General features: G+C 36.4%; 16 protein-coding genes. 10 read left to right on the forward strand and 6 right to left on the reverse strand.

Annotation, left to right across the window (positions count from 1 at the left end):
- Positions 1 to 360: 360 nt before the first annotated feature.
- Both A3EM_RS0109195 and A3EM_RS0109200 read right to left on the reverse strand, forming a co-directional pair.
- Complete coding sequence (locus A3EM_RS0109195; RefSeq protein WP_020527905.1) at positions 361 to 2022, reverse strand: response regulator; 1662 nt, start codon at positions 2020 to 2022, stop codon at positions 361 to 363.
- Positions 2023 to 2064: 42 nt separating this feature from the next.
- Positions 2065 to 3450, reverse strand: a complete 1386-nt coding sequence (locus A3EM_RS0109200) for a sensor histidine kinase (RefSeq protein ID WP_020527906.1) — start codon at positions 3448 to 3450, stop codon at positions 2065 to 2067.
- 229 nt (positions 3451 to 3679) lie between these two features.
- On the opposite strand from A3EM_RS0109200, the gene A3EM_RS0109210 reads away from it, so the two are divergent.
- The 7 genes from A3EM_RS0109210 to A3EM_RS0109245 all read left to right on the forward strand — a co-directional run bounded on the left by A3EM_RS0109210 (position 3680) and on the right by A3EM_RS0109245 (position 11002).
- The gene (locus A3EM_RS0109210) at positions 3680 to 4105 is read left to right on the forward strand and encodes a (4Fe-4S)-binding protein (RefSeq protein WP_020527908.1); all 426 of its coding nucleotides are present in this window, start codon (positions 3680 to 3682) and stop codon (positions 4103 to 4105) included.
- Positions 4106 to 4116: 11 nt separating this feature from the next.
- Positions 4117 to 5190 carry a phosphotransferase family protein gene (locus A3EM_RS0109215; RefSeq protein ID WP_020527909.1) on the forward strand — a complete coding sequence of 358 codons (1074 nt, stop codon included), beginning with the start codon at positions 4117 to 4119 and terminating at the stop codon, positions 5188 to 5190.
- Positions 5191 to 5555: 365 nt separating this feature from the next.
- Positions 5556 to 6746: a Na/Pi symporter gene (locus A3EM_RS41935; RefSeq protein WP_020527910.1), complete on the forward strand. Its 1191-nt coding sequence runs from the start codon at positions 5556 to 5558 to the stop codon at positions 6744 to 6746.
- Between the two features lie 195 nt (positions 6747 to 6941).
- Complete coding sequence (locus A3EM_RS0109225) at positions 6942 to 8003, forward strand: M20 family metallo-hydrolase (protein ID WP_020527911.1); 1062 nt, start codon at positions 6942 to 6944, stop codon at positions 8001 to 8003.
- Between the two features lie 90 nt (positions 8004 to 8093).
- Positions 8094 to 9425, forward strand: a complete 1332-nt coding sequence (gene argH / locus A3EM_RS0109230) for an argininosuccinate lyase (protein ID WP_020527912.1) — start codon at positions 8094 to 8096, stop codon at positions 9423 to 9425.
- A 15-nt stretch (positions 9426 to 9440) separates the two neighbouring features.
- Positions 9441 to 9869: a hypothetical protein gene (locus A3EM_RS0109235; RefSeq protein ID WP_020527913.1), complete on the forward strand. Its 429-nt coding sequence runs from the start codon at positions 9441 to 9443 to the stop codon at positions 9867 to 9869.
- A gap of 500 nt (positions 9870 to 10369) precedes the next feature.
- Positions 10370 to 11002: a hypothetical protein gene (locus A3EM_RS0109245; RefSeq protein WP_020527915.1), complete on the forward strand. Its 633-nt coding sequence runs from the start codon at positions 10370 to 10372 to the stop codon at positions 11000 to 11002.
- A 56-nt stretch (positions 11003 to 11058) separates the two neighbouring features.
- Here A3EM_RS0109245 and A3EM_RS0109250 read toward each other — a convergent pair whose 3' ends face one another.
- On the reverse strand, positions 11059 to 11673 hold the full coding sequence (locus A3EM_RS0109250) for a hypothetical protein (protein WP_020527916.1): 615 nt from the start codon (positions 11671 to 11673) through the stop codon (positions 11059 to 11061).
- A gap of 253 nt (positions 11674 to 11926) precedes the next feature.
- On the reverse strand, positions 11927 to 13855 hold the full coding sequence (locus A3EM_RS0109255; protein ID WP_020527917.1) for a cation:proton antiporter domain-containing protein: 1929 nt from the start codon (positions 13853 to 13855) through the stop codon (positions 11927 to 11929).
- A 304-nt stretch (positions 13856 to 14159) separates the two neighbouring features.
- On the opposite strand from A3EM_RS0109255, the gene purE reads away from it, so the two are divergent.
- Together purE and A3EM_RS45660 are read left to right on the forward strand one after the other, a co-directional pair.
- On the forward strand, positions 14160 to 14681 hold the full coding sequence (gene purE, locus A3EM_RS0109260; protein ID WP_020527918.1) for a 5-(carboxyamino)imidazole ribonucleotide mutase: 522 nt from the start codon (positions 14160 to 14162) through the stop codon (positions 14679 to 14681).
- Positions 14682 to 14684: 3 nt separating this feature from the next.
- Entirely contained in the window at positions 14685 to 15485 is an 801-nt protein-coding gene (locus tag A3EM_RS45660; RefSeq protein WP_020527919.1) for a zinc-binding metallopeptidase, read from the forward strand.
- An 85-nt stretch (positions 15486 to 15570) separates the two neighbouring features.
- Here the strand turns inward: A3EM_RS45660 and secDF are convergent, their stop codons facing one another.
- Together secDF and A3EM_RS0109275 are read right to left on the reverse strand one after the other, a co-directional pair.
- The gene (gene secDF / locus A3EM_RS0109270) at positions 15571 to 18603 is read right to left on the reverse strand and encodes a protein translocase subunit SecDF (RefSeq protein WP_044237877.1); all 3033 of its coding nucleotides are present in this window, start codon (positions 18601 to 18603) and stop codon (positions 15571 to 15573) included.
- Positions 18604 to 18823: 220 nt separating this feature from the next.
- Positions 18824 to 19195 (reverse strand): hypothetical protein, encoded by a 372-nt coding sequence (locus tag A3EM_RS0109275; RefSeq protein WP_020527921.1) that lies wholly within the window; start codon positions 19193 to 19195, stop codon positions 18824 to 18826.
- A gap of 194 nt (positions 19196 to 19389) precedes the next feature.
- On the opposite strand from A3EM_RS0109275, the gene A3EM_RS0109280 reads away from it, so the two are divergent.
- Positions 19390 to 19602 (forward strand): hypothetical protein, encoded by a 213-nt coding sequence (locus A3EM_RS0109280; RefSeq protein WP_157637794.1) that lies wholly within the window; start codon positions 19390 to 19392, stop codon positions 19600 to 19602.
- The last annotated feature ends 7 nt before the right edge of the window (positions 19603 to 19609 follow it).

The following is a 19609-nucleotide window of genomic DNA, read 5'->3' on the forward strand; positions in this document are numbered from 1 at the left end:
ATTAATTTTTGAAGTAAAAAACCTCCCTGGATTGGGGAGGTTTTTTTTCGCCTAAATATAACCTTAGTTTATCTTTTAAATTTTGAGCAATCAAACCCAGAACTTTCTAATTGCTCTTTGTAATCTTTAGCATCTGAGCGAGGCAAACAAAAGTTTTTTTTCTGTGACCCACTATTGTTTGTACATTCAAAACAAAGTTCATCATTACAACTTGTGAAAAATATATAAAGAAAAATAAATGGTAAAATAATAGTTTTTTTCATTAAGAAAGCTTTAAGGATTATCAATTAATCAAAAAGCAAAACTAAAAACAATAACAAAACATACAACCATTATTTCAGAATTTAATTCTTCTAAAAACTAAACTTCCCCCAAATACTGATGTACAAAACTAATGGCCATAGCTCCTTCTCCTACGGCTGAGGCCACTCTTTTCATGGCTCCTGAGCGTACATCCCCTGCTGCAAAAATTCCAGGTGTACATGTTTCCAGCAAATAGGGATTTCTATCCTGTTTCCATATCTTTTTATACTCTGTAAAGTTCACCAGTTCCCTTCCCGTAACAATATATCCTTTGTTGTCTTTCAACACATTCTTATCCAGCCATTCTGTAAAGGGTTTCGCCCCTATAAATATGAATAATCCACCAGCTTCAACCTTCCTTTCATTTTCACCATCAACATCGGCAATGATCAGGTGTGTTAACCGATCTTCCCCTTCTGCTTTTTTAATTATGGTTTTCCCTTTCAAATGAATATTCTCAATACCATCAATCTGGTCAATCAGGTAGGAAGACATGGTATCATTCAGGTTTTCCCTCCTTACAAGAATGTACACATTTTTGGCAAATTTGGATAAATAAACAGCTGCCTGTCCTGCCGAATTTCCCCCACCTACAATATAAACTTCCTTATCTTGTGTGGAAGCAGCTTCCGTACTTGCAGCCCCGTAATAAACACCTGCTCCTGTAAAGTTTTCAATTCCTTCAGCCGGAAGCTTTCTGTATTCTACTCCAGTTGTAATAATTATACTTTTTGTATTAATTTTTTTCCCGTTTACCAACTGAATAATTTTATAATTATCCTGAACATCAATGGTATTTACTTCCTGAGGAGATAGAAACTCTACTCCAAAACGAGTAGCCTGAGCTACCGCCCTTCTGGAAAGGTCTGCCCCACTCAGTCCTTTAGGAAAACCCAGGTAATTTTCAATTCTGGAACTTGTACCCGCTTGTCCTCCGGGGGCTCTTTTTTCGATTAAAAGCGTATTTAATCCTTCTGAACCTCCGTAAACTGCTGCTGCTAGTCCAGCCGGACCAGCCCCAATGATCACTACATCATATAATTCAGATGAGGCATTGGTAGTCAATCCGATTTTCTCTCCAATTTCAGCTAATGTAGGATCCTTTAAGACTTCCCCACCCTCCGAAATCAGTACGGGTAATTCTTTTAATTCCACTTCATTCAAGTCCAGCAGTTCTTTGGCTTTGGGATTTAATTCTACATCCAACCATTGGAAAGGGAATAGATTTCCAGAAAGGAAGTCTTTAATTTTGTGCGACTTAGGTGAATACTGGTAACCGATAACCTTCACACCTAAAAAGTCTGGGCGGTAATTAATTTCCCATTCTTCTAATTGGTCATCAATAATGGGAAAGAGCTTTTCTTCAGGCGGATCCCAGGGCTTCATTAAATAATAGTCCAACTGGACATCATTTATGGCTTTTATGGCTGCATCCGTATCTGAATATGCAGTAAGCAGAATTCTTTTTGCTTCCGGATAAGTGGGTTTGGCCTTTTCCAAATAATCTACCCCGAGCATTTCTGGCATTCTCTGGTCAGATAAAAACAGGGCTATTTCCTCTCCTTTTTTCTTTAGTTCGATAATAGTTTGCAAAGCTTCATTTGCCGATTCGGTGCTGATAATTCTAAATTCTTTTCTGTATTTGGATTTTAGATCTCTTACAACAGCACGTAATACCTGCGGGTCATCATCTACAGCAAAAATGATCGGTTTTTTCATCGTTGGGTAATTTTGAATTATATTTTTATCGCTTCTTTATTTTTAGATAGGCAGACAAACCAAAAATTTCGTATTTCCCGGCTTTGATTCCACCTTTACTTCACCGTTATGGTTCGAAATAATTTTTTGAACAGTATCCAATCCCAGGCCTGTACCTTTACCCATATCCTTTGTAGTAAAAAATGGATCAAAAATTTGGGATAAAATGCCTTCCGGAATACCTGTTCCATTGTCGGTAATTTGTACTTTCATAAATCTTCCCTCCACTTTAGCGCCTACTATTAAACTTCCTCCGCTGGCTTCCATGGCATCTATGGCATTATCAAAAAGATTCGTCCAAACCTGATTCAACTCTCCGGGATAGGCCTTTACCTTTGGGAGATCAGGGGGGAATTCTGCCTTAAAAGTAACATTATTTTTCCTTAGTTTATGGGCCAAAATATTTACCGTATTTCTAATCCCTTCAGTAATGTCGATTTCCTGTTTATCTGCATCTTTATCCATATAGGTAAATGATTTCACAGAATTTACCAAATGCGAGATTCTCCTGGATGCTTCTTCAATTTCCAACACCATTTTTTCAGTCGTCAGGTTGTCATTTATCCATTTTATAATCGGTGAAAAATATTGCTCAGGAACATACGCTAAAATTTCATCTAAGTCTTCTGTCTCAAAGCCAAATTCAATTAAATTTTCCGTCAATTCATAAGCTTCCTCTACTCCATGTTCCTCCAGCCAATCCTCTAATTCATCTTCCAGTTCAGTTTTTTCCATTAAAGACAATTGGCTACCTTCTTTCGAATTAATTCTTGAAAACAAAATATGATTTACAGCGTCTACTTCATCATCCCCCATTTTTATTTTAATCACTTTTTTAAAATTTTCTGGCAAAACTTTCAAGTGATTTTTTAAAGCCTGAGAACTTCTCACAATGGCTGAAGCCGGATTGTTTAATTCATGAGCCAAACCTGCAGAGAGTTTTCCCAACGAAATTAATTTTTCATCCATTTGCTGCCTCACGGTGAAACTCCTGACCCGGGAAGTCATTTGATGTACAAACACCTCTGTTAGTTCATAATTTTCATGGATCATCTCCTGGAAAAGAGATTTGTGTAAGCCCAACACTCTTGATTTCTCTACTGCAGTAGAATAGGCAGATGTAGTCTTTAACCTGGAATAAGGCAACACCCCTGAAATACTTCCTCTTTCCAGCCTGAAAAAATCCCTTTGCTGCCCATTTTGTACTCTGTAAATTCTGATCACCCCTTCTAAAACAATCTGAAGTTCTACTATTTCATCGTCTGGTCTAAAAATAATCTCATCCATTTCATAGGTATGCTCTTCAGCATGATCAATAAACCATTGCAACTGATTTTCAGGCACTCGGCCTAAATTTTCATGCGATTTTAAAAATGCTAATAAATCCATTTTGGTTGGGGAATAAGTAAAAAAAATCTGGAGGAATTATCTACAAGTTTGGAATTTAATGCGAGAATGAAAAACATAATAGGAAAAGGAATTGTTTCATTTCTGAAAAATTGTGGCCTGACTTGTTGAAATACAAGGCTTTGCTGATGGAAATCAATCAAATAATTAGTCACTTTCCATTACTTTTTTTAATTTGTAAAAGTGATAGAATCTTAACCAGGAACTACTCATGAGCGATAAAAAAGATGTAGTAAAAGAATATTCTAATGGGGAAATAACAGTGGTTTGGGAACCCCACAAATGCATCCACAGCACAAATTGTTGGAAAGGATTATATAATGTCTTCAACCCAAATAAACGGCCATGGATAAAAATGGACGGCTCCTCATCTGAAAGAATTTCCCAACAGGTAGATAAATGTCCATCAGGGGCCCTTACCTGGTACAACAATGAAGAGGAGAAACCGGAAGTGGAGGCCATTTCCATAGAGGTTTTTCCAAACGGACCATTATTAATAAAAGGGGATATTCTGATAAAACACAGTGATGGTAGGGAAGAAAAGAAAATAAAATCCACAGCTTTTTGCAGGTGTGGGGCCTCAGGGAATAAACCATTTTGTGATGGCACACATAAAAAAATAGATTTTAAGGGATAAAAATTCCATGTATGTCCGAAATAATTGATCAACCTCAAAATATAAGGGAAGGAGAAGAACTGGATAAAGAAAAACTTAATAATTTTTTCCAGCATTCTTTAGGAACAACTAATGAAAAACTGGAAATCGCTCAATTTCCAAGTGGATTCTCCAACCTGACTTATCTGATAAAATATGGAGAAAATGAATGGGTATTAAGAAGACCGCCTTTTGGAGCTAATATAAAATCCGCTCACGATATGGGAAGGGAATTTAAAGTGCTGAATGCCTTGTCTAAAGTTGGGATCAAAGTCCCCAAACCCCTTTTATTTTCAATGGATGAAAAAATCTTAGGAAGTCCATTTTATGTGATGGAAAGAAAAAAAGGGATAATCTTAAGAAATAAAGCTCCCAAGGGAATAGACCTTAATCCCGAACTAATGAAAAAAGTTTCCCAATCGGCCATTCAGAACCTTGCTTCCTTACATCAGGTCGATGTTAAAAAGTCAGGCTTACAAAAATTGGGAAAACCTCAAGGTTATGTAGAAAGACAGGTGAAAGGCTGGATAAACCGGTATTTTAAGGCCGAAACCGATCACATCCCACAGATGAATGAATTGGCTGATTGGATGCAGGCTAATCAGCCGGAAAAATCTAATACTTCTTTTATCCACAATGATTTTAAGTACGATAACCTTGTGCTTAATCCCAAAAATTTGAATGAGGTAGAAGCCATTCTTGATTGGGAAATGGCCACTGTTGGCGATCCACTGATGGATTTGGGAACCTCCCTGGCTTATTGGTCGGAACCAAATGATCCTGATTTTCTTAAGCCGTTTAATCTCACCTGGCTACCTGGTAATCTCAACAGACAGGAAGTGGTAGATTATTATTCTTCGCTTACCCGTTCGGATTGTTCCAATATCAATTTCTATTATGTTTTTGGATCGTTTAAAGTTGGGGTGATTGCCCAACAAATTTTTGCCCGATACCAAAAGGGATTAACAAAAGATTCCAGGTTTGCCGGATTAATTCACCTGGTAAAAGCCTGTGCAAAAAATGGGGTAAAATCCCTTGAGCAAGGTAGAATTAGCCAACTTTATTAAATTATACATTCCTGTTTTTTCCAGTAAAAAAAATCATAAATAATTCCTGAAATGGTACGTTCAGGCTTCATTTTTTTTGTCCGACTACTGATTGATCCAAAGAATTTTTAACTCCTGAAATCCTGTATTTTTCGCTCCTAAAAACACAGGATTTCCACTATTTTTTTATTTAAAATCATTCACAAAACCCTTTTAATAGCCTGTTATAAGCACATTTAACATTACAGTAACATAAAATTCATCAAAAAGAAAAACTCAAAGCTTGGTCAGGGTTTTTTATGGGCATATGTTTACACTTTGGTTAAATAGACTTAAAATTAACCATAAAATTTGTACAGAAAAGGCACATCAGATGCCTAAAAATTATGGAAAAAATCAGTAACAATTCAAATACTCTGGAGATATCAAAAAGAGTGTTTTTTGTAATCGCCATCCTGTTCGCTTTTCTGCTTTCACTCAACCTTATGGGAGGCTCTTTTAAGTTAATGGGAAAAGATGTTGCTCAGCAAATTATTTCTATCACCTCTAATCCATTTATCGGTCTTTTTGTTGGTTTGTTAGCCACAGCAATTATTCAAAGTAGTTCTACTTCCACTTCAATGATTGTGGCAATTGTAGCCTCCGGTTCACTAACACTTGAAAATGCCGTACCCATGATAATGGGGGCCAACATTGGAACCAGTGTAACCAGTAGTATTGTAGCTCTGGGACACGTAACAGAAAAAGAGGAATTCAAGAAAGCTATTGGGGCTGCAACAGTCCATGATTTTTTCAATCTCATTGTAGTAGCTATTATTTTTCCATTGGAATATTTCACCGGATTTCTTTCCGGATTGGGTCATTATGTAGCTGGACTGTTTTACTCAGAGGCTTTCGAAAGTAAGGAGATGTTCAGTATCCTAGGGGTTACAGTAAAACCAGTTGGAAAATGGATTATATCGTTCTTAGGAAAGAATGCACTTTTGATCTTTGCCGTCTCCATGGTTGGGTTAATTTTCTCTTTAAGAGGATTTACGGCAGTTCTTAAGAAATTATTAATTGGAAACTCCCAAAAAGCTTTAGAAAAACATATTTTCGGAAATCCGGTAAAATCATTAACATGGGGAGCACTTATCACTGCTTCTGTTCAGTCGAGTTCGGTTACCACTTCACTTACTGTACCGCTTGTAGCTGCCGATAAAGCCTCCTTAAAACAGGTTTTCCCATTTCTGATGGGTGCCAATATAGGCACTACTGTCACAGCGCTTATTGCTGCACTTTCCCAAACAGAGGCAGCGTTAAGTGTAGCCTTCTGTCACTTGTTTTTCAACCTGATTGGTGTATTATTACTTTTTCCAATTAGGAGCATAAGAAATATCCCAATTTTCCTTGCAGAAACTTTGGGAACTGCCACTTTGAGAAACAGAATGGTAGGATTTGCTTATATTATCATAACTTTCTTTGCCATACCTTTTGTACTAATTTTTTTCACATCCGATGTGAAAGCACAAAAGCCACAAAAAGGGATTGTTAAAGAGGTAAAAGTAGAAGCTCCAAAAACAGTTAAGGTCAAATAATTTCGAAGAACTTTCTTTTACGAATCCTTTATTCAATCCCTTTGAATAAAGGATTTTTTTTTGCCTTGCTTTAATTAAGGAAGGCTATATGGTTCTGAAAAGGATATATTAACCATAGAATCCCTAAATTCGCACATTGTCTTTTCTTATTGGTAAAAGCACTTGAATTAGGCGATTTGGCTACAAATATTAATTATGGAAATAGAAAAAATTTGGGTTGAAGTTACAGATTTATTAAAAACCTTAATCAGCACTAAATCATTGAGCAGGAAAGAAGATGAAACGGCCAGTTTAATTGCATCATTTCTTCAATCAAAAAACCTTCAGGTAAACAGGCATCTTAATAATGTATGGGTGACCTCCCCTCATTTTGACGATGCCAAACCAACTATTTTATTAAATAGTCATCATGATACTGTAAAACCCAATCCCGGCTGGACAAAAGATCCATTTTTTCCATTGCTTGAAGATGATAAATTAACCGGCCTGGGCAGTAATGATGCGGGAGGACCTCTAATGGCACTATTAGGAGCATTCTTACTTATGAAGGATGAAAACAATGAATTTAATTTAATTTTTGCAGCTACTGCTGAAGAAGAAATTTCTGGTAAAAATGGAATTGCCAGTATTCTGGAAAAGCTTGGGAAAATTGACCTGGGAATTGTGGGTGAGCCTACTCAGTGTCAAATGGCTATTGCCGAAAAAGGGCTAATGGTGATGGACTGTACAGCTCACGGAAAGGCTGGGCATGCCGCAAGAAATGAAGGGGTAAACAGTATTTACAAGGCTATGAAAGATATTGAGTGGTTCCGAACTTTCAATTTCCCGAGAACCTCTGAAACGCTTGGTGAAATAAAAATGTCAGTCACTCAAATTGAGGCAGGAAAACAGCATAATGTGGTTCCGGACTTATGTAAATTTGTAGTTGACGTGAGAAGCACTGACGCCTATAGCAATAAAGAGATTTATGAAATCATAAAACAGCATGTGGAATGTGAAGTAAACCCAAGGTCCTTCAGATTGAATTCTTCAGGAATTTCCCTAAATCATCCGATAGTAAAAAAGGGAATTGAACTGAATTTAAGCTATTATGGTTCTCCAACCCTTTCCGACCAGGCATTAATGCCTTTTACAACCATAAAAATTGGTCCGGGGGACTCCGCTCGTTCTCACACAGCCGATGAGTATATTTATTTATCAGAAATAAAGCAGGGAATTGAAACTTATGTAAATTTGCTCAGTGGTCTGGTATTTTAAGAACCTGAATTCATTTTTGGGAACACCATTCCGATCAGGCTCAAAATGGAGAATATTTCACTAATTACTTAAAATCATAAAATTAAGGCGATGAAGTTGTGGCAAAAAGATTTCAGCATTGATAAAAAAATTGAAAATTTCACAGTTGGCAGGGACAGGGAACTGGACATGGAACTAGCTCCTTTCGATGTTTTAGGATCAATTGCCCATATTACCATGTTGGAAAGCATTGGTTTACTCACAGCAGCAGAATTAAAAACATTAGTAAAAGCCTTACAAGAAATTTACAAGGAAATTGAGGAGGGTAATTTTACAATCGAGGATGGAATAGAAGATGTACATTCACAGGTTGAAAAATTACTTACCGAACGACTGGGTGACACTGGAAAGAAAATCCACAGTGGCAGATCGAGAAATGATCAGGTTTTGGTGGACTTGAAACTTTATATGCGTTCTGAAATTAAGGTTTTGGTTGAATTAATTAATGAACTTTTCTCTACTTTAATTCACAAAAGTGAACAATTTAAAGATGTTTTAATTCCGGGATATACGCACTTTCAGGTAGCCATGCCATCCTCTTTTGGCCTCTGGTTTGGAGCCTATGCAGAAAGCCTTGCTGATGATTTGCTCGTTTTAAATTCAGCCTTTAAAGTTTCTAATCAAAACCCTCTTGGCTCAGCGGCAGGCTATGGTTCTTCATTTCCGCTGAACCGAACCATGACTACCGAACTTTTAGGCTTCGAAGATTTAAGTTATAATGTGGTTTATGCTCAAATGGGAAGGGGAAAAACTGAAAAAACATTGGCTTTCGCCATGAACTCAATTGCCGGGACTCTGGAGAAAATGGCCATGGATGTGACTTTATACATGAACCAAAACTTTGGTTTTCTTACCTTCCCCGATCAACTTACTACAGGTTCCAGCATCATGCCACACAAAAAAAATCCTGATGTTTTTGAACTGGTAAGAGCAAAGAGCAATAAAATTATGGCCTTAGCCAATGAAATTTCATTAATCACCGGGAATCTTCCTTCAGGATACCACAGGGATTTTCAGCTTATTAAAGAATCTTTTATTGATGGTTTAAAAGACCTTAAAGATTGCCTTGAAATATCCAATTATATGCTCCAACACATTATTATAAAAGATGAAATAATTAAGGATAGCAGATATAAATACCTATTTAGTGTAGAAGCAGTAAATGATGAGGTTTTGAAGGGGACTTCATTCAGGGATGCTTATAAAAATATTGGTAAGCAGATTGGGGAAGGAACTTATGTGGATAAAACAGACATTCATCATACCCACGAAGGGAGCGTAGGGAATTTATGCAATACCCAGATTACTGAAAAGTTTGAGCGGGTAAAGCAAAGCTTCGATTTTGGAAAAATGGATACTGCAATTAAAAAACTTCTTTCATAGTTTTAGAGCAGTCTCATGGTAAAGCAATTCCTTCCCAAGGCTCTTCACCACTTCAAAAATAATCTATTAACAGTAGTGATGGTTTTCCTGGCGGGGATGTCAAATGGAGTGATGGATACTTTACAATTCCATTATGGGAAGTCAATTTTTAATAATTCGGTAAAATTTGAGCAGGAATTTTGGAATCCTGATATTAGCTGGAAAAACAAGTATCAGGATTTTCCTAAAGATAAGTCTCCCCGTTTTCCAGGGTCTATCACCATTTTCGTATGGTTAACTGATGGCTGGCATTTTTTTCAGGCAGCAATGCTAATATTTTTCCTTTTGTCCATTATTCTTTATAAAAACCAAAGGTCTTATATCATCCGTTTTTTAATGCTCATTATTTTATTCTCTTCTTTTAGTTTGGGCTTTTCCCTCATGTATGATTTTTTTCTAATATAAGATGAGGATTTTAAAAAAAATGTTTTAATTATTTAACCTGATTAATTTAAACAAACACACTTTCTTACAGTGTTAATGAGATGACATAAAAGAGAAGATTTTGAACTGAAAATTTTCTCCATTTGGTAAATTATTAAATACACCAAAACTTCTCTTTTTCTTTATTTATTTTTAATAACCGCATAAAATCAAAATAAAAAAACAAATAATCTGGATCAACCACCTCTTTTCCAGGCATTTTCACCATAATAATCAAATATTACAATATCAGACTTTAAAGCATTTTATCTTAATAAGTTTAAATCTTGTTAATGCCAGAATTTCATATTTTCAATTAGAAATGTAAGGCTTTCCTGGGATCACTACAGGAATTCAAAATAAAATTACAATGGTACAGAGTGGTTACAAGTCCTCTTTTGCATTTGCCAGCTTTTTTTTAAAATGGAATAAAATTAGGGATTAGTATTCCAAATTATTTTCTTCATTTAATACTAATCAAAATGCAGTCGCTAAAGCTATTGTTCGCAGGATTGATCGTAACCATATTATTATCCAGTCATACTGTTTTAAATAATGGTGGGGAATATCCTAAGCCTGTGGTTAAAATCCAATCAGAAAAACCAGAAGTATGTTTAATGAAGGGCCTATTACTTAAAAAAGGTTTGGTAAAAAGTGCCAGTGCCAGTGCCAATGTAGAAGTACTTGTATTTCTTCAGCAGGAAAATGGTCACTGGATGAAAAAATATTATAACCGAAGGGGGTCCGGAATTATCCCAATGAATCTGGGTGATTGCTCATTCACTGGAAATTACCATGCGCTAGCCTATTATGCCAATCAAAAAGAGGGACAGGCGCTCAGCTATAAAGAAGTGCTCCATTTGCATAACTCTAAAGGAAATACACCTAAGTTCAGAGTGACCAGAAAGGAGAAAAATGAAAATGGAATTAATTTTATTCAGGGAGAAGTATTTACCCCTAAGGGAGAAACCGTGGAGGTTACATTATATATGGAGAAAAAAGAAGGAGGTTGGAGAAAAAAACATTTTAAGTACTTCGGGTCTGGAAAAATAGACCTTGATATTCATGGAAAGGATTTAACTGGTAGATATAAAGCTTCCATTCAGGTAATTTAATACCGGGAATTTTTATAAAAAGGGGACTGAATTAATTTGGTCCCCTTTTTTTTGGTTTAATTTGAAATCTGATTATAATAATTTAAAACTTTTATATAGGCTGTTTCACCATTAAGTGTTAATTCTTCTTCTTTAATAAATTCCTTCACTGCAAATAAATCTTCCCCTAACACAGATTCCATTTGCTTTTCAAAATTTTTAATATTTACCAGTTTTTCATTTGAAAGCAGAAAATATTTGTGCAGAAAAATATATTTCTCTCTGTCTTGTTTGTACCTCATTGATTTATTACTTTCCGGGTTAAGTATTTTGCGGGAAGTTTTCAGTAAATTTATTTCCCCCGGTACAAGTACTTCAAAAAATACTCTTCTGTAATATCCTCTATCTTTAGTTTCTTTATAGAGAGAAATAAATTTTTTGACTTTGTTTGTTTTTTCATCAAAATACTGGAAGGAACTTACTAATTGTGGGGTAAAAGCCTGAGCAATATTCTGTCTTTTTAGAATGATAATGGCAGGGTTTAATTCATGTTTTATTTTTCCATGAATCACTTTTCCATTTTTTAAATAAACTGTACCAAGGAAAAATTCGGAATCATTGAGTTCATCGGTTGCATGTAACTGAACGGTACATACAACCATTACTCCCAGGAGTAAGGTAAAGATTTTCATATTTACGTAGTAGTTAAAGGTTAAGGTAAATGTTCAGTCCAGGCTTCCAAAAAATTCACCCGTACTGGTTGTTTTGGTTGATAAAAAAAAAATCTATCTAGTTTCCAATTTACGAAAATCTCAATATTTATTGCATTAATTGAAGATGAATATTCGATTAAAATAACCGAAAAATCATAGAAGGCTGAACAATATTGGATTATTCTAATTTAAATTATAAATCTGGAAATTAACCTTATCCAATTCCTTAAAATCAATCCCCTTCAAATTTCAGCCTCACTACCTCCAGGCTTTCTTTCGAGCCGATCACGTTCACTAAATCATGCATCCTTAGCCGCGTATATCCATGGGATATCAACACCTTATCTCCCCTTTTCACAGAAAGTATGATCACATCGGAAGGTAGTCTTAAATCTCTAAGAAAAACCCCATGCAAATCGGGGTCCTGCACTTCAATTTCTGCCGCTCCCTGAGATTCTTCCATTCCCAATAATAGAGAGGTTGTGGTTGGAGAGCGAACAAACTGATCGAGCAGACTTACAATTGCTGTGGAAGGCTCCACAATTCGGGCCCCCAGCTTTCTGAAATGGTCGTAATTCGATCGTTCATTTAAGCGAACAATCAAGTCTTTTGTACCGTAATTCTCATATGCCAACTCGCAAATTTTGTAATTATCTTTATCTGACATCATCGTGACAATAGCCTCCACATCCGCTGCTCCCAGTTTATCAAAAGTAGGCTTATCAAACTTTTTTACCACCCGAATATCCAGACCGGAAGTATTTCCTAAATCCAGGTTGGAAATAGTTGTCACAATTTTCACTTCCCAGCCATTTTTCTGTAACAGCTTTGCCAATGCCACAGATTTTCCTTCCAACCCAAAAATAAGTGCATCCCTAACGCCTTCATATTGTGGACTAGATTTTCGGGTATGATGTTCTTTCAATTGAAAAATGGCAATTTTAAATAAGGGAGGACCGACAATTTGATTGAGCACAATTACCGCAATAATTATGGTGGCAAATTCATTACCCCAGCCATCAAACGCTGAAGCCACTTCGGTGGCTAAACCCAGACCAACTCCTGCCTGGGTAATAAATGGAGTCCAGCTCCACTTTCTGTATTTCCAGGAATCTCCACCTAAAAAACTTCCTACCTGTGTACCCATAAACATGGTCACCATGTTTACCCCAAATAGGATTAAGGCAAATGGCCAGACTTTTACAATAATATCCAGGGAAATACTTGCACCTGTAAGTGTAAAAAATGCCATATAAACCAATGGTCCCGTTTCATGGAGAATACTGAAAAATTCAGACTTAAACCTGCTATAATTTGTCACAATAAAACTCCCGATTATACAGACCAATAATGGTTCTATATGCAGTTCCACATTAAACTGTGCATAACCAATATCTCTCAGAATATGAGACCCGACAAAAACTGCATAACCGGTGGACAGTAATAGGATCTTTTTAAAGAGAGAATAAAACCGAAGTGACAAGATAAACTCTATAACTTTCCCCAATAGTAAACCTCCAACCACTGATAAAGCCAGGGAAAACAACACCAATCCGATTAGTATGAGGTCAAAATCCGAACCCATTAACAATCCCTCTACAAAAGAAAAATTAATGGCAAAAAGGATAATTACAAGTACATCAATTAGCACGGTTACTCCAAGTGAAGTCTGGGTAAAGGGCCCTTTAGCTCTTGTTTCGTTTATTATGGCTATGGTGGAGGAAGGAGACCTGGCAATAAAAATTGTGGCTGCCAAAAGGGAAATAGCAAGCCTTACTTCCATGCTGAGAGAGGCCATAAATGGAATACGACTTCCAACAAAAAAAATAGCCACTGTTCCAAAAATGAATGTCACAACCAACTGCCCTAATGTCATCCAGACAATATTCTTAAACCTACTTCTAATTTCTTTTAGATAAAGCTCCCCACCAGCGGCAAAAGCGATAAACGCCAATGAGATCTCATTCACAAAATTTAAATCCTTAGTGGCCTGAATTGGAATTAAACCAAGAATAAAAGGTCCACAAATAATACCTGTGATTAACAAACCGGTAATTAGTGGAAGTTTGATTTTTGGAAAAAAATGAGATATCCAGTTGGAAGCTATTAAAATCACTAAAAATCCAGCTAATATCTTTATGGAATCCAGGTATATATTCATAAATTTCAGAATAGAATAAATTTATCTTTGAGCGCCTCTAATTTTTAGAGCATGTTTAAGCAAGGAAAATACTTAAACATGCTCTAAAAAATAAAAATATAACGAATGTAAATTTAAGGTCCTAATTTTCAATTTTTGAAAAGAATAATATTTTAAATGACTTTTTATAAAGAAATTTCCGCTAGGGGTGAAATTTTATTTTAAGCCATTATTTAAGGTATTCGTAATTATGCCGGAGGAAAGGATAAATAGATTATTTTAGCAATTTAAATGACCAAAAAGAAACCTTTACGACAAAAAAATTATGGAAAATATTGAAGTAGGAATAATAATGGGAAGTAAGTCTGACCTAAAGGTTATGGCAGAAGCTGCAAAGGTATTGGAAGAACTGGAAGTAACTTTTGAGGTGACCATTGTTTCAGCACACAGGACTCCGGAAAGAATGGTAGAATATGCCCAGGCTGCTAAGGAAAGAGGAATTAAAACCATAATTGCCGGTGCAGGTGGAGCCGCCCATTTACCCGGAATGGTAGCTTCTTTAACCACTTTGCCCGTAATCGGAGTTCCTGTAAAATCCAGCAATTCTATTGATGGATGGGACTCTGTGTTATCAATTTTGCAAATGCCGGGTGGTGTCCCGGTGGCTACTGTGGCACTTGATGGAGCAAAAAATGCAGGAATTCTTGCTGCTCAGATTGTTGGAACCTCAAATGTTAAAGTGGCAGAAAACCTTGCTGAATTTAAAAAACAATTGAAAACAAAAGTGATGGAATCTGTGGAAGACCTTGAAACAAACGGTTGGAAATCTAAAAAAATAGGCTTCTGATTTATGAATAAAACTGATTCCCTGATTTTTCTCTTTGCAGCTTTTTTGCTTTCCGGCATTCACATTCCTAATGAAGGGAAATTAATGAATGCTTATTCGAAATTAAAATCATTGGAGAGAGATTATGGAATCAGTATTTATACCGGGAACTTTTCAGCAAGTTCCTATGCTGCCACCAATGCGGAATGGGATTTTTTGGACGAGTCTGATAGCCTTGCTTTGCTGGAATTTACAAATATTCTTGCAAAGGAATGGAGAAAATATCCTAAGGATTGGGTTGTAAAATCGAACTTAATGGCTATCGCTTTAGTGAAAAACCTTAGTGTAAACGGACAAAAAAGGTTTGCGATCCCCGATGCCTTTGGAGAAGTGCTTTATTATGATATTGGCTATGCACACTATGGGGAAAATTACATCTGCCATTCCATTCACCATGAGTATTACCATATGATCGAGGAAAATTCTTTTGGGACCATGTATTACAATGACCCTTATTGGATTTCCCTGAATGATGTTAATTTTAATTATGGTCCTGGAGGTGCTGCGGCTTACGGGGACGATAATTTTGCTGCCAGCCTTCATCCCTTATCGGGATTTGTAACCGGCTATTCCACTTATGGAATTGAAGAGGATAAGGCAGAAATTTTTGCCTTCCTATTAATGAAAAATAGTTATCTGGCTTTGGAAGAATGGGCAAGCTCAGACATCATTCTTAAAAATAAAGTTGTCTACATGCGGGAGTTTATTCAGAATGAAGTGATCCTGATGGACAGTGCTTACTTTTCTTTTATTCACGGTTTTTAATAAGAAAGCAAAGAACAAAAAAAGCGGTAACTGTAGGCTTAAAAACCTCAGTCACCGCTTTTTTATTTATAAATGGGAATCCTTATTAAGCTTTTGCTGCTTTTACAGATCCTTCCTTTTTAGTTTGTTTTTCCTCTATTTTCATAGCATCATAAACAATAGGAGTGGCTACAAAAATTGAAGAATAAGTACCTACAAGAATACCAACCAATAGAGCGAAAGAGAAACCTCTTAATACCTCACCACCAAATAAGAACAGGATAAGTACAACCAATAAAGTTGTAACTGATGTAATCAAAGTACGATTTAAAGTACTATTAATAGAATCATTCATAGTCTCATGCAAATCGTGGTGTGGTCTTAGACCTAAAAATTCCCTAACCCTGTCAAATACTACCACAGTATCGTTAATAGAATAACCAATTACGGTAAGCAGTGCGGCAATAAATACCTGATCAATTTCAAATCCAATTCCAAACAGATATGCAAAGGCAAACATGGAAAGTACTATCATAGCATCGTGGAAAAGAGCTACAATTGCACCAATACCAAATTTCCAGTTTCGGAACCTCACCCAGATGTACATAAAGATGGCAATCAAAGCAAAAATTACCGAAGTAAATGCGGAATCCTTAATATCATCTGCAATAGTTGCTCCTACTTTGGCAGTACTTGGGATTGTAAATTTACCCTCTGCAATCAAATCCGAATTCGATTCATATTGATCACCTGAAAACTCAGAAATTCCCGCAATCAAGGCATTCATTACAGTACTGTCAGCCGCTGAAGATTCATCTTCTACAAGGTAGTTTGTGGTAATCTTCATTTTCTGGTCACCACCAAAAGTTTTCACCTGCACACTTGAATTTTCCAAATGCCCCTGTAAATCCACCTGTAAGTCTGAAGGAATGATATCCTTTTTGAACTCTACGATATAAGATCTACCACCCTGAAAGTCCACACCAAAGTTTAAGCCATTAGTAGCCATTGCACCAACTCCCAATACAATCAAAATAGCTGAGATAGTATAGGCAACTTTCCTTTTTCCAATAAATTCGAAATTTAATCCGCTCAACATTTTGCTGGAAAGTGGAGTCACAAAAGAAATTTTGCTTTCATTTCCTTTTCTGGTGAGGTAAGTTACAATCACTCTGGTAATGTAAACCGCTGAGAAGAATGAACAGGCAATACCGATCATTAAAGTAATTGCAAATCCTTTAATTGGTCCTGCACCAAATGAATAAAGGAAAATTGCGGTAAGCATTGTAGTTACGTTGGAGTCAAAAATGGTCCAGAAGGCTCTTTCGTAACCAAGTTTTATAGCATTCAAAAGGTTACTTGGATCAACCTTTAATTCTTCCCTGATTCTTTCAAAAATAAGTACGTTGGCATCAATGGACATACCAATTGTCAGTACGATACCGGCAATTCCAGGTAGAGTTAAGGCTGCATTCAACTGCGCCAAAATACCAAAGATGAAGAAAATATTGATGAACAGTGCCACATTGGCAACCATACCCCCTTTAGCATAGTAAGCAATCATAAAGATTACCACTAAGATCAAACCGAAGATTACAGACTGAATTCCCTGAATTTGTGCTTCCTTTCCTAATGAAGGTCCAACTACTGCTTCCTCTACAATTCTTGGAGAAGCAGGTAATTTACCAGCCTTCAATACGTTCGCCAAATCCTTTGCCTCTTCTACAGAAAAATCACCGGTAATAGAAGAACTACCATTTGGAATTTCTCCCTGCACCGTTGGAGCAGAATAAACATAGTTATCTAAAACAATAGCAATTTGATTTCCGATATTATTTCCAGTAAGCTTTTTCCATTTTTTAGCTCCCTCCACATTCATTTTCATGGAAATATCCGGACGTCCAAATTGATCGAAACCGTTTTGAGCATCTTCTACAACTTCACCGGTTAGAGGCGCTTTTCCTCCTCTCTCCTTTTTCAATACATTCAGCGAAATAAAATCCAAAGGATTGCCATTCGCATCATTTCTAGGTTTTACATTCCACATGAAATACATGTTAGGAGGAATCAAACTTTTTATTTCAGGATCATAGATGATTTTGTTGATTTTTGCAGTATCAGAAATCATATAACCTAACCCTCCAGTCTGTCCTAAAACATTTAAAGTCAATAGCTCAGAATACTGGGATTGCAGGTCTTCCAATGCCTGCTGAGTAGAATCGGCCTGTGCAGTAGTATCGCTTGAAGCTGAATTGTCATCGGCAAATAATGGATCGACCTCAGACTCTTGATTTTCCTCTTCGGCAAATAGCTCCTCTCCTTCCTCACTTTCAACACCATCTGCTTTCTCAGCTTTTTGCTTTTTCACTACATAATCATTGATCGCCATCAAATACTGAGAATATTCCTGAGGTCTCCACACTTCAAGGAACTCTAATTTTGCCACACCTTGTAACAGTTTTCTAACCCTTTGAGGATTATCCACACCAGGCAATTCTATTTGAATTCTACCAGTTCCCTGTACCCTTTGGATTTCAGGCTGAGATACTCCGAATTTATCAATTCTGGTTCTGATGATATTGAAGGTTCTGTCAATAGCGTCTTCTACCTCCGATTCAATTACTTTCTTCACTTCATCATCCTCTGTATCAAAATCGATTCTGCCTTTTGTAGCAGTATTGGCAAAGAAACTTGCCAAAGAGGCATTTGGAGATAATTCTTCCAGGGCATTGAAAAACAGAGTAGTATAATTTGCTCTACTTTGAGTTTGTTGCTCTTTGGCCATTTTTAAGGCCTGACGGAAATTAGGATCATTATTATTTCCTGATAAAGCCACAAGAATTTCAGCTGGAGAAACTTCAAGGGTTACGTGCATTCCCCCTTTTAAGTCAAGCCCAAGGTTAAGCTCGCTTTCTTTTACTTCTTTATAAGTGAAATCGAACACAGGGTATACAGGCTCATTCCAGATGGAATCCAGGAATGCTTGTTTTTTGCCATTATTAATTGCCCCAGACTCGTCCATGGCATATTCGTCTGCATCATTCTGTACCTTTCTGGATACCAGAGTAAATGACAGATAAAATATACTTAATACCGTAATGATGATGGTAAGTAGGACAATGCCATTTCTATTTTGCATGTCGAAAATTGTTTTGTTAAAAAATTTATATTGTAATGAATGTTTTACCGCCTGCTTTTTACGCGTTTGCTCAAGCATTATTTACCCTTTGAGCCAACCCAATAAATCAATCCTGAAAAATTGATCAAAAGCCTGCTGGTTAGTATTAATTTTTGATTTTCAATTGAAGTAAAATGTGATGGACAGGAACAGTGAATCACATTTATGCACTTCCTATAAGCTAGGGTGCATGCGGTGCTATATAGAATAGCAACACATTTTGGAAATAATAGAGTAATGATGGATTAAGTGATTGCTCCTTGGGTTGTTGGTTAATCACGACCATCGGCCTTACCACAGCTGGAAGAAGGCAAAGGTTTTTATTAAAATCTACATGCACAACACCATTGGCTGTATTGAGCACAATGTTGTTTTCAAAATAGGCAGCACCGTCTTCACCGGGACACGAATCATCCTGCTGACATTCCAGGTTTCCCTTTTGTGTTGGTAAATCCGATGAATGCATAGCAAGACTATTGCCCAGTGTTAATATTAACACCAGCCCGATTAGGAATAATCCTTTAAATTGTGCTATAGAATTCTTTTTGCTCATTTTGGGGTGACAAAAGTAAAAATAAGATTTAACAATAAAAAATCTTATTTCGTCAGTGAATTTTAGTTTTTTTCACTAATTTTTAAAAAAGTTGGGTCACACACATAATGTTTCCTACAATTCACGGTTTTCCTTGTACTAACCCACCATTGGGGGTTTGTCTTATTTTTTATTCACTTTATTTTTTTATACAAATGGACAAGCAGAACGTAATCGACACTTTAACAGACCTTTATGAAACGTATCAGTACCTGATCACCAAAGTTGAGCTCACAAAAGAAACTTTGGAAAACAATGGACCTACAATCTCAGAATTTGAAGAAGAAAAAATTAAAGACATTTTTGAGTCAATTATCTCCAAAAATTCTGAAATTGCACAAGATTTACAAACATTAAAAGCTTCCTAAGAAATAT

This window comes from Flexithrix dorotheae DSM 6795 (assembly GCF_000379765.1).
Lineage (GTDB): Bacteria > Bacteroidota > Bacteroidia > Cytophagales > Flammeovirgaceae > Flexithrix > Flexithrix dorotheae.

What these genes read in the sequence shown, in the direction of transcription:
- A3EM_RS0109195 (WP_020527905.1), bottom strand. Translation starts at nt 2,022, where the DNA reads ATGAAAAAACCGATCATTTTTGCTGTAGATGATGACCCGCAGGTATTA.
- A3EM_RS45660 (WP_020527919.1), top strand. Translation starts at nt 14,685, where the DNA reads ATGAATAAAACTGATTCCCTGATTTTTCTCTTTGCAGCTTTTTTGCTT.
- A3EM_RS0109275 (WP_020527921.1), bottom strand. Translation starts at nt 19,195, where the DNA reads ATGAGCAAAAAGAATTCTATAGCACAATTTAAAGGATTATTCCTAATC.
- A3EM_RS41935 (WP_020527910.1), top strand. Translation starts at nt 5,556, where the DNA reads ATGGAAAAAATCAGTAACAATTCAAATACTCTGGAGATATCAAAAAGA.
- A3EM_RS0109235 (WP_020527913.1), top strand. Translation starts at nt 9,441, where the DNA reads ATGGTAAAGCAATTCCTTCCCAAGGCTCTTCACCACTTCAAAAATAAT.
- A3EM_RS0109250 (WP_020527916.1), bottom strand. Translation starts at nt 11,673, where the DNA reads ATGAAAATCTTTACCTTACTCCTGGGAGTAATGGTTGTATGTACCGTT.
- A3EM_RS0109225 (WP_020527911.1), top strand. Translation starts at nt 6,942, where the DNA reads ATGGAAATAGAAAAAATTTGGGTTGAAGTTACAGATTTATTAAAAACC.
- A3EM_RS0109210 (WP_020527908.1), top strand. Translation starts at nt 3,680, where the DNA reads ATGAGCGATAAAAAAGATGTAGTAAAAGAATATTCTAATGGGGAAATA.
- A3EM_RS0109245 (WP_020527915.1), top strand. Translation starts at nt 10,370, where the DNA reads ATGCAGTCGCTAAAGCTATTGTTCGCAGGATTGATCGTAACCATATTA.
- secDF (WP_044237877.1), bottom strand. Translation starts at nt 18,603, where the DNA reads ATGCAAAATAGAAATGGCATTGTCCTACTTACCATCATCATTACGGTA.
- argH (WP_020527912.1), top strand. Translation starts at nt 8,094, where the DNA reads ATGAAGTTGTGGCAAAAAGATTTCAGCATTGATAAAAAAATTGAAAAT.
- A3EM_RS0109280 (WP_157637794.1), top strand. Translation starts at nt 19,390, where the DNA reads ATGGACAAGCAGAACGTAATCGACACTTTAACAGACCTTTATGAAACG.
- A3EM_RS0109200 (WP_020527906.1), bottom strand. Translation starts at nt 3,450, where the DNA reads ATGGATTTATTAGCATTTTTAAAATCGCATGAAAATTTAGGCCGAGTG.
- A3EM_RS0109255 (WP_020527917.1), bottom strand. Translation starts at nt 13,855, where the DNA reads ATGAATATATACCTGGATTCCATAAAGATATTAGCTGGATTTTTAGTG.
- A3EM_RS0109215 (WP_020527909.1), top strand. Translation starts at nt 4,117, where the DNA reads ATGTCCGAAATAATTGATCAACCTCAAAATATAAGGGAAGGAGAAGAA.
- purE (WP_020527918.1), top strand. Translation starts at nt 14,160, where the DNA reads ATGGAAAATATTGAAGTAGGAATAATAATGGGAAGTAAGTCTGACCTA.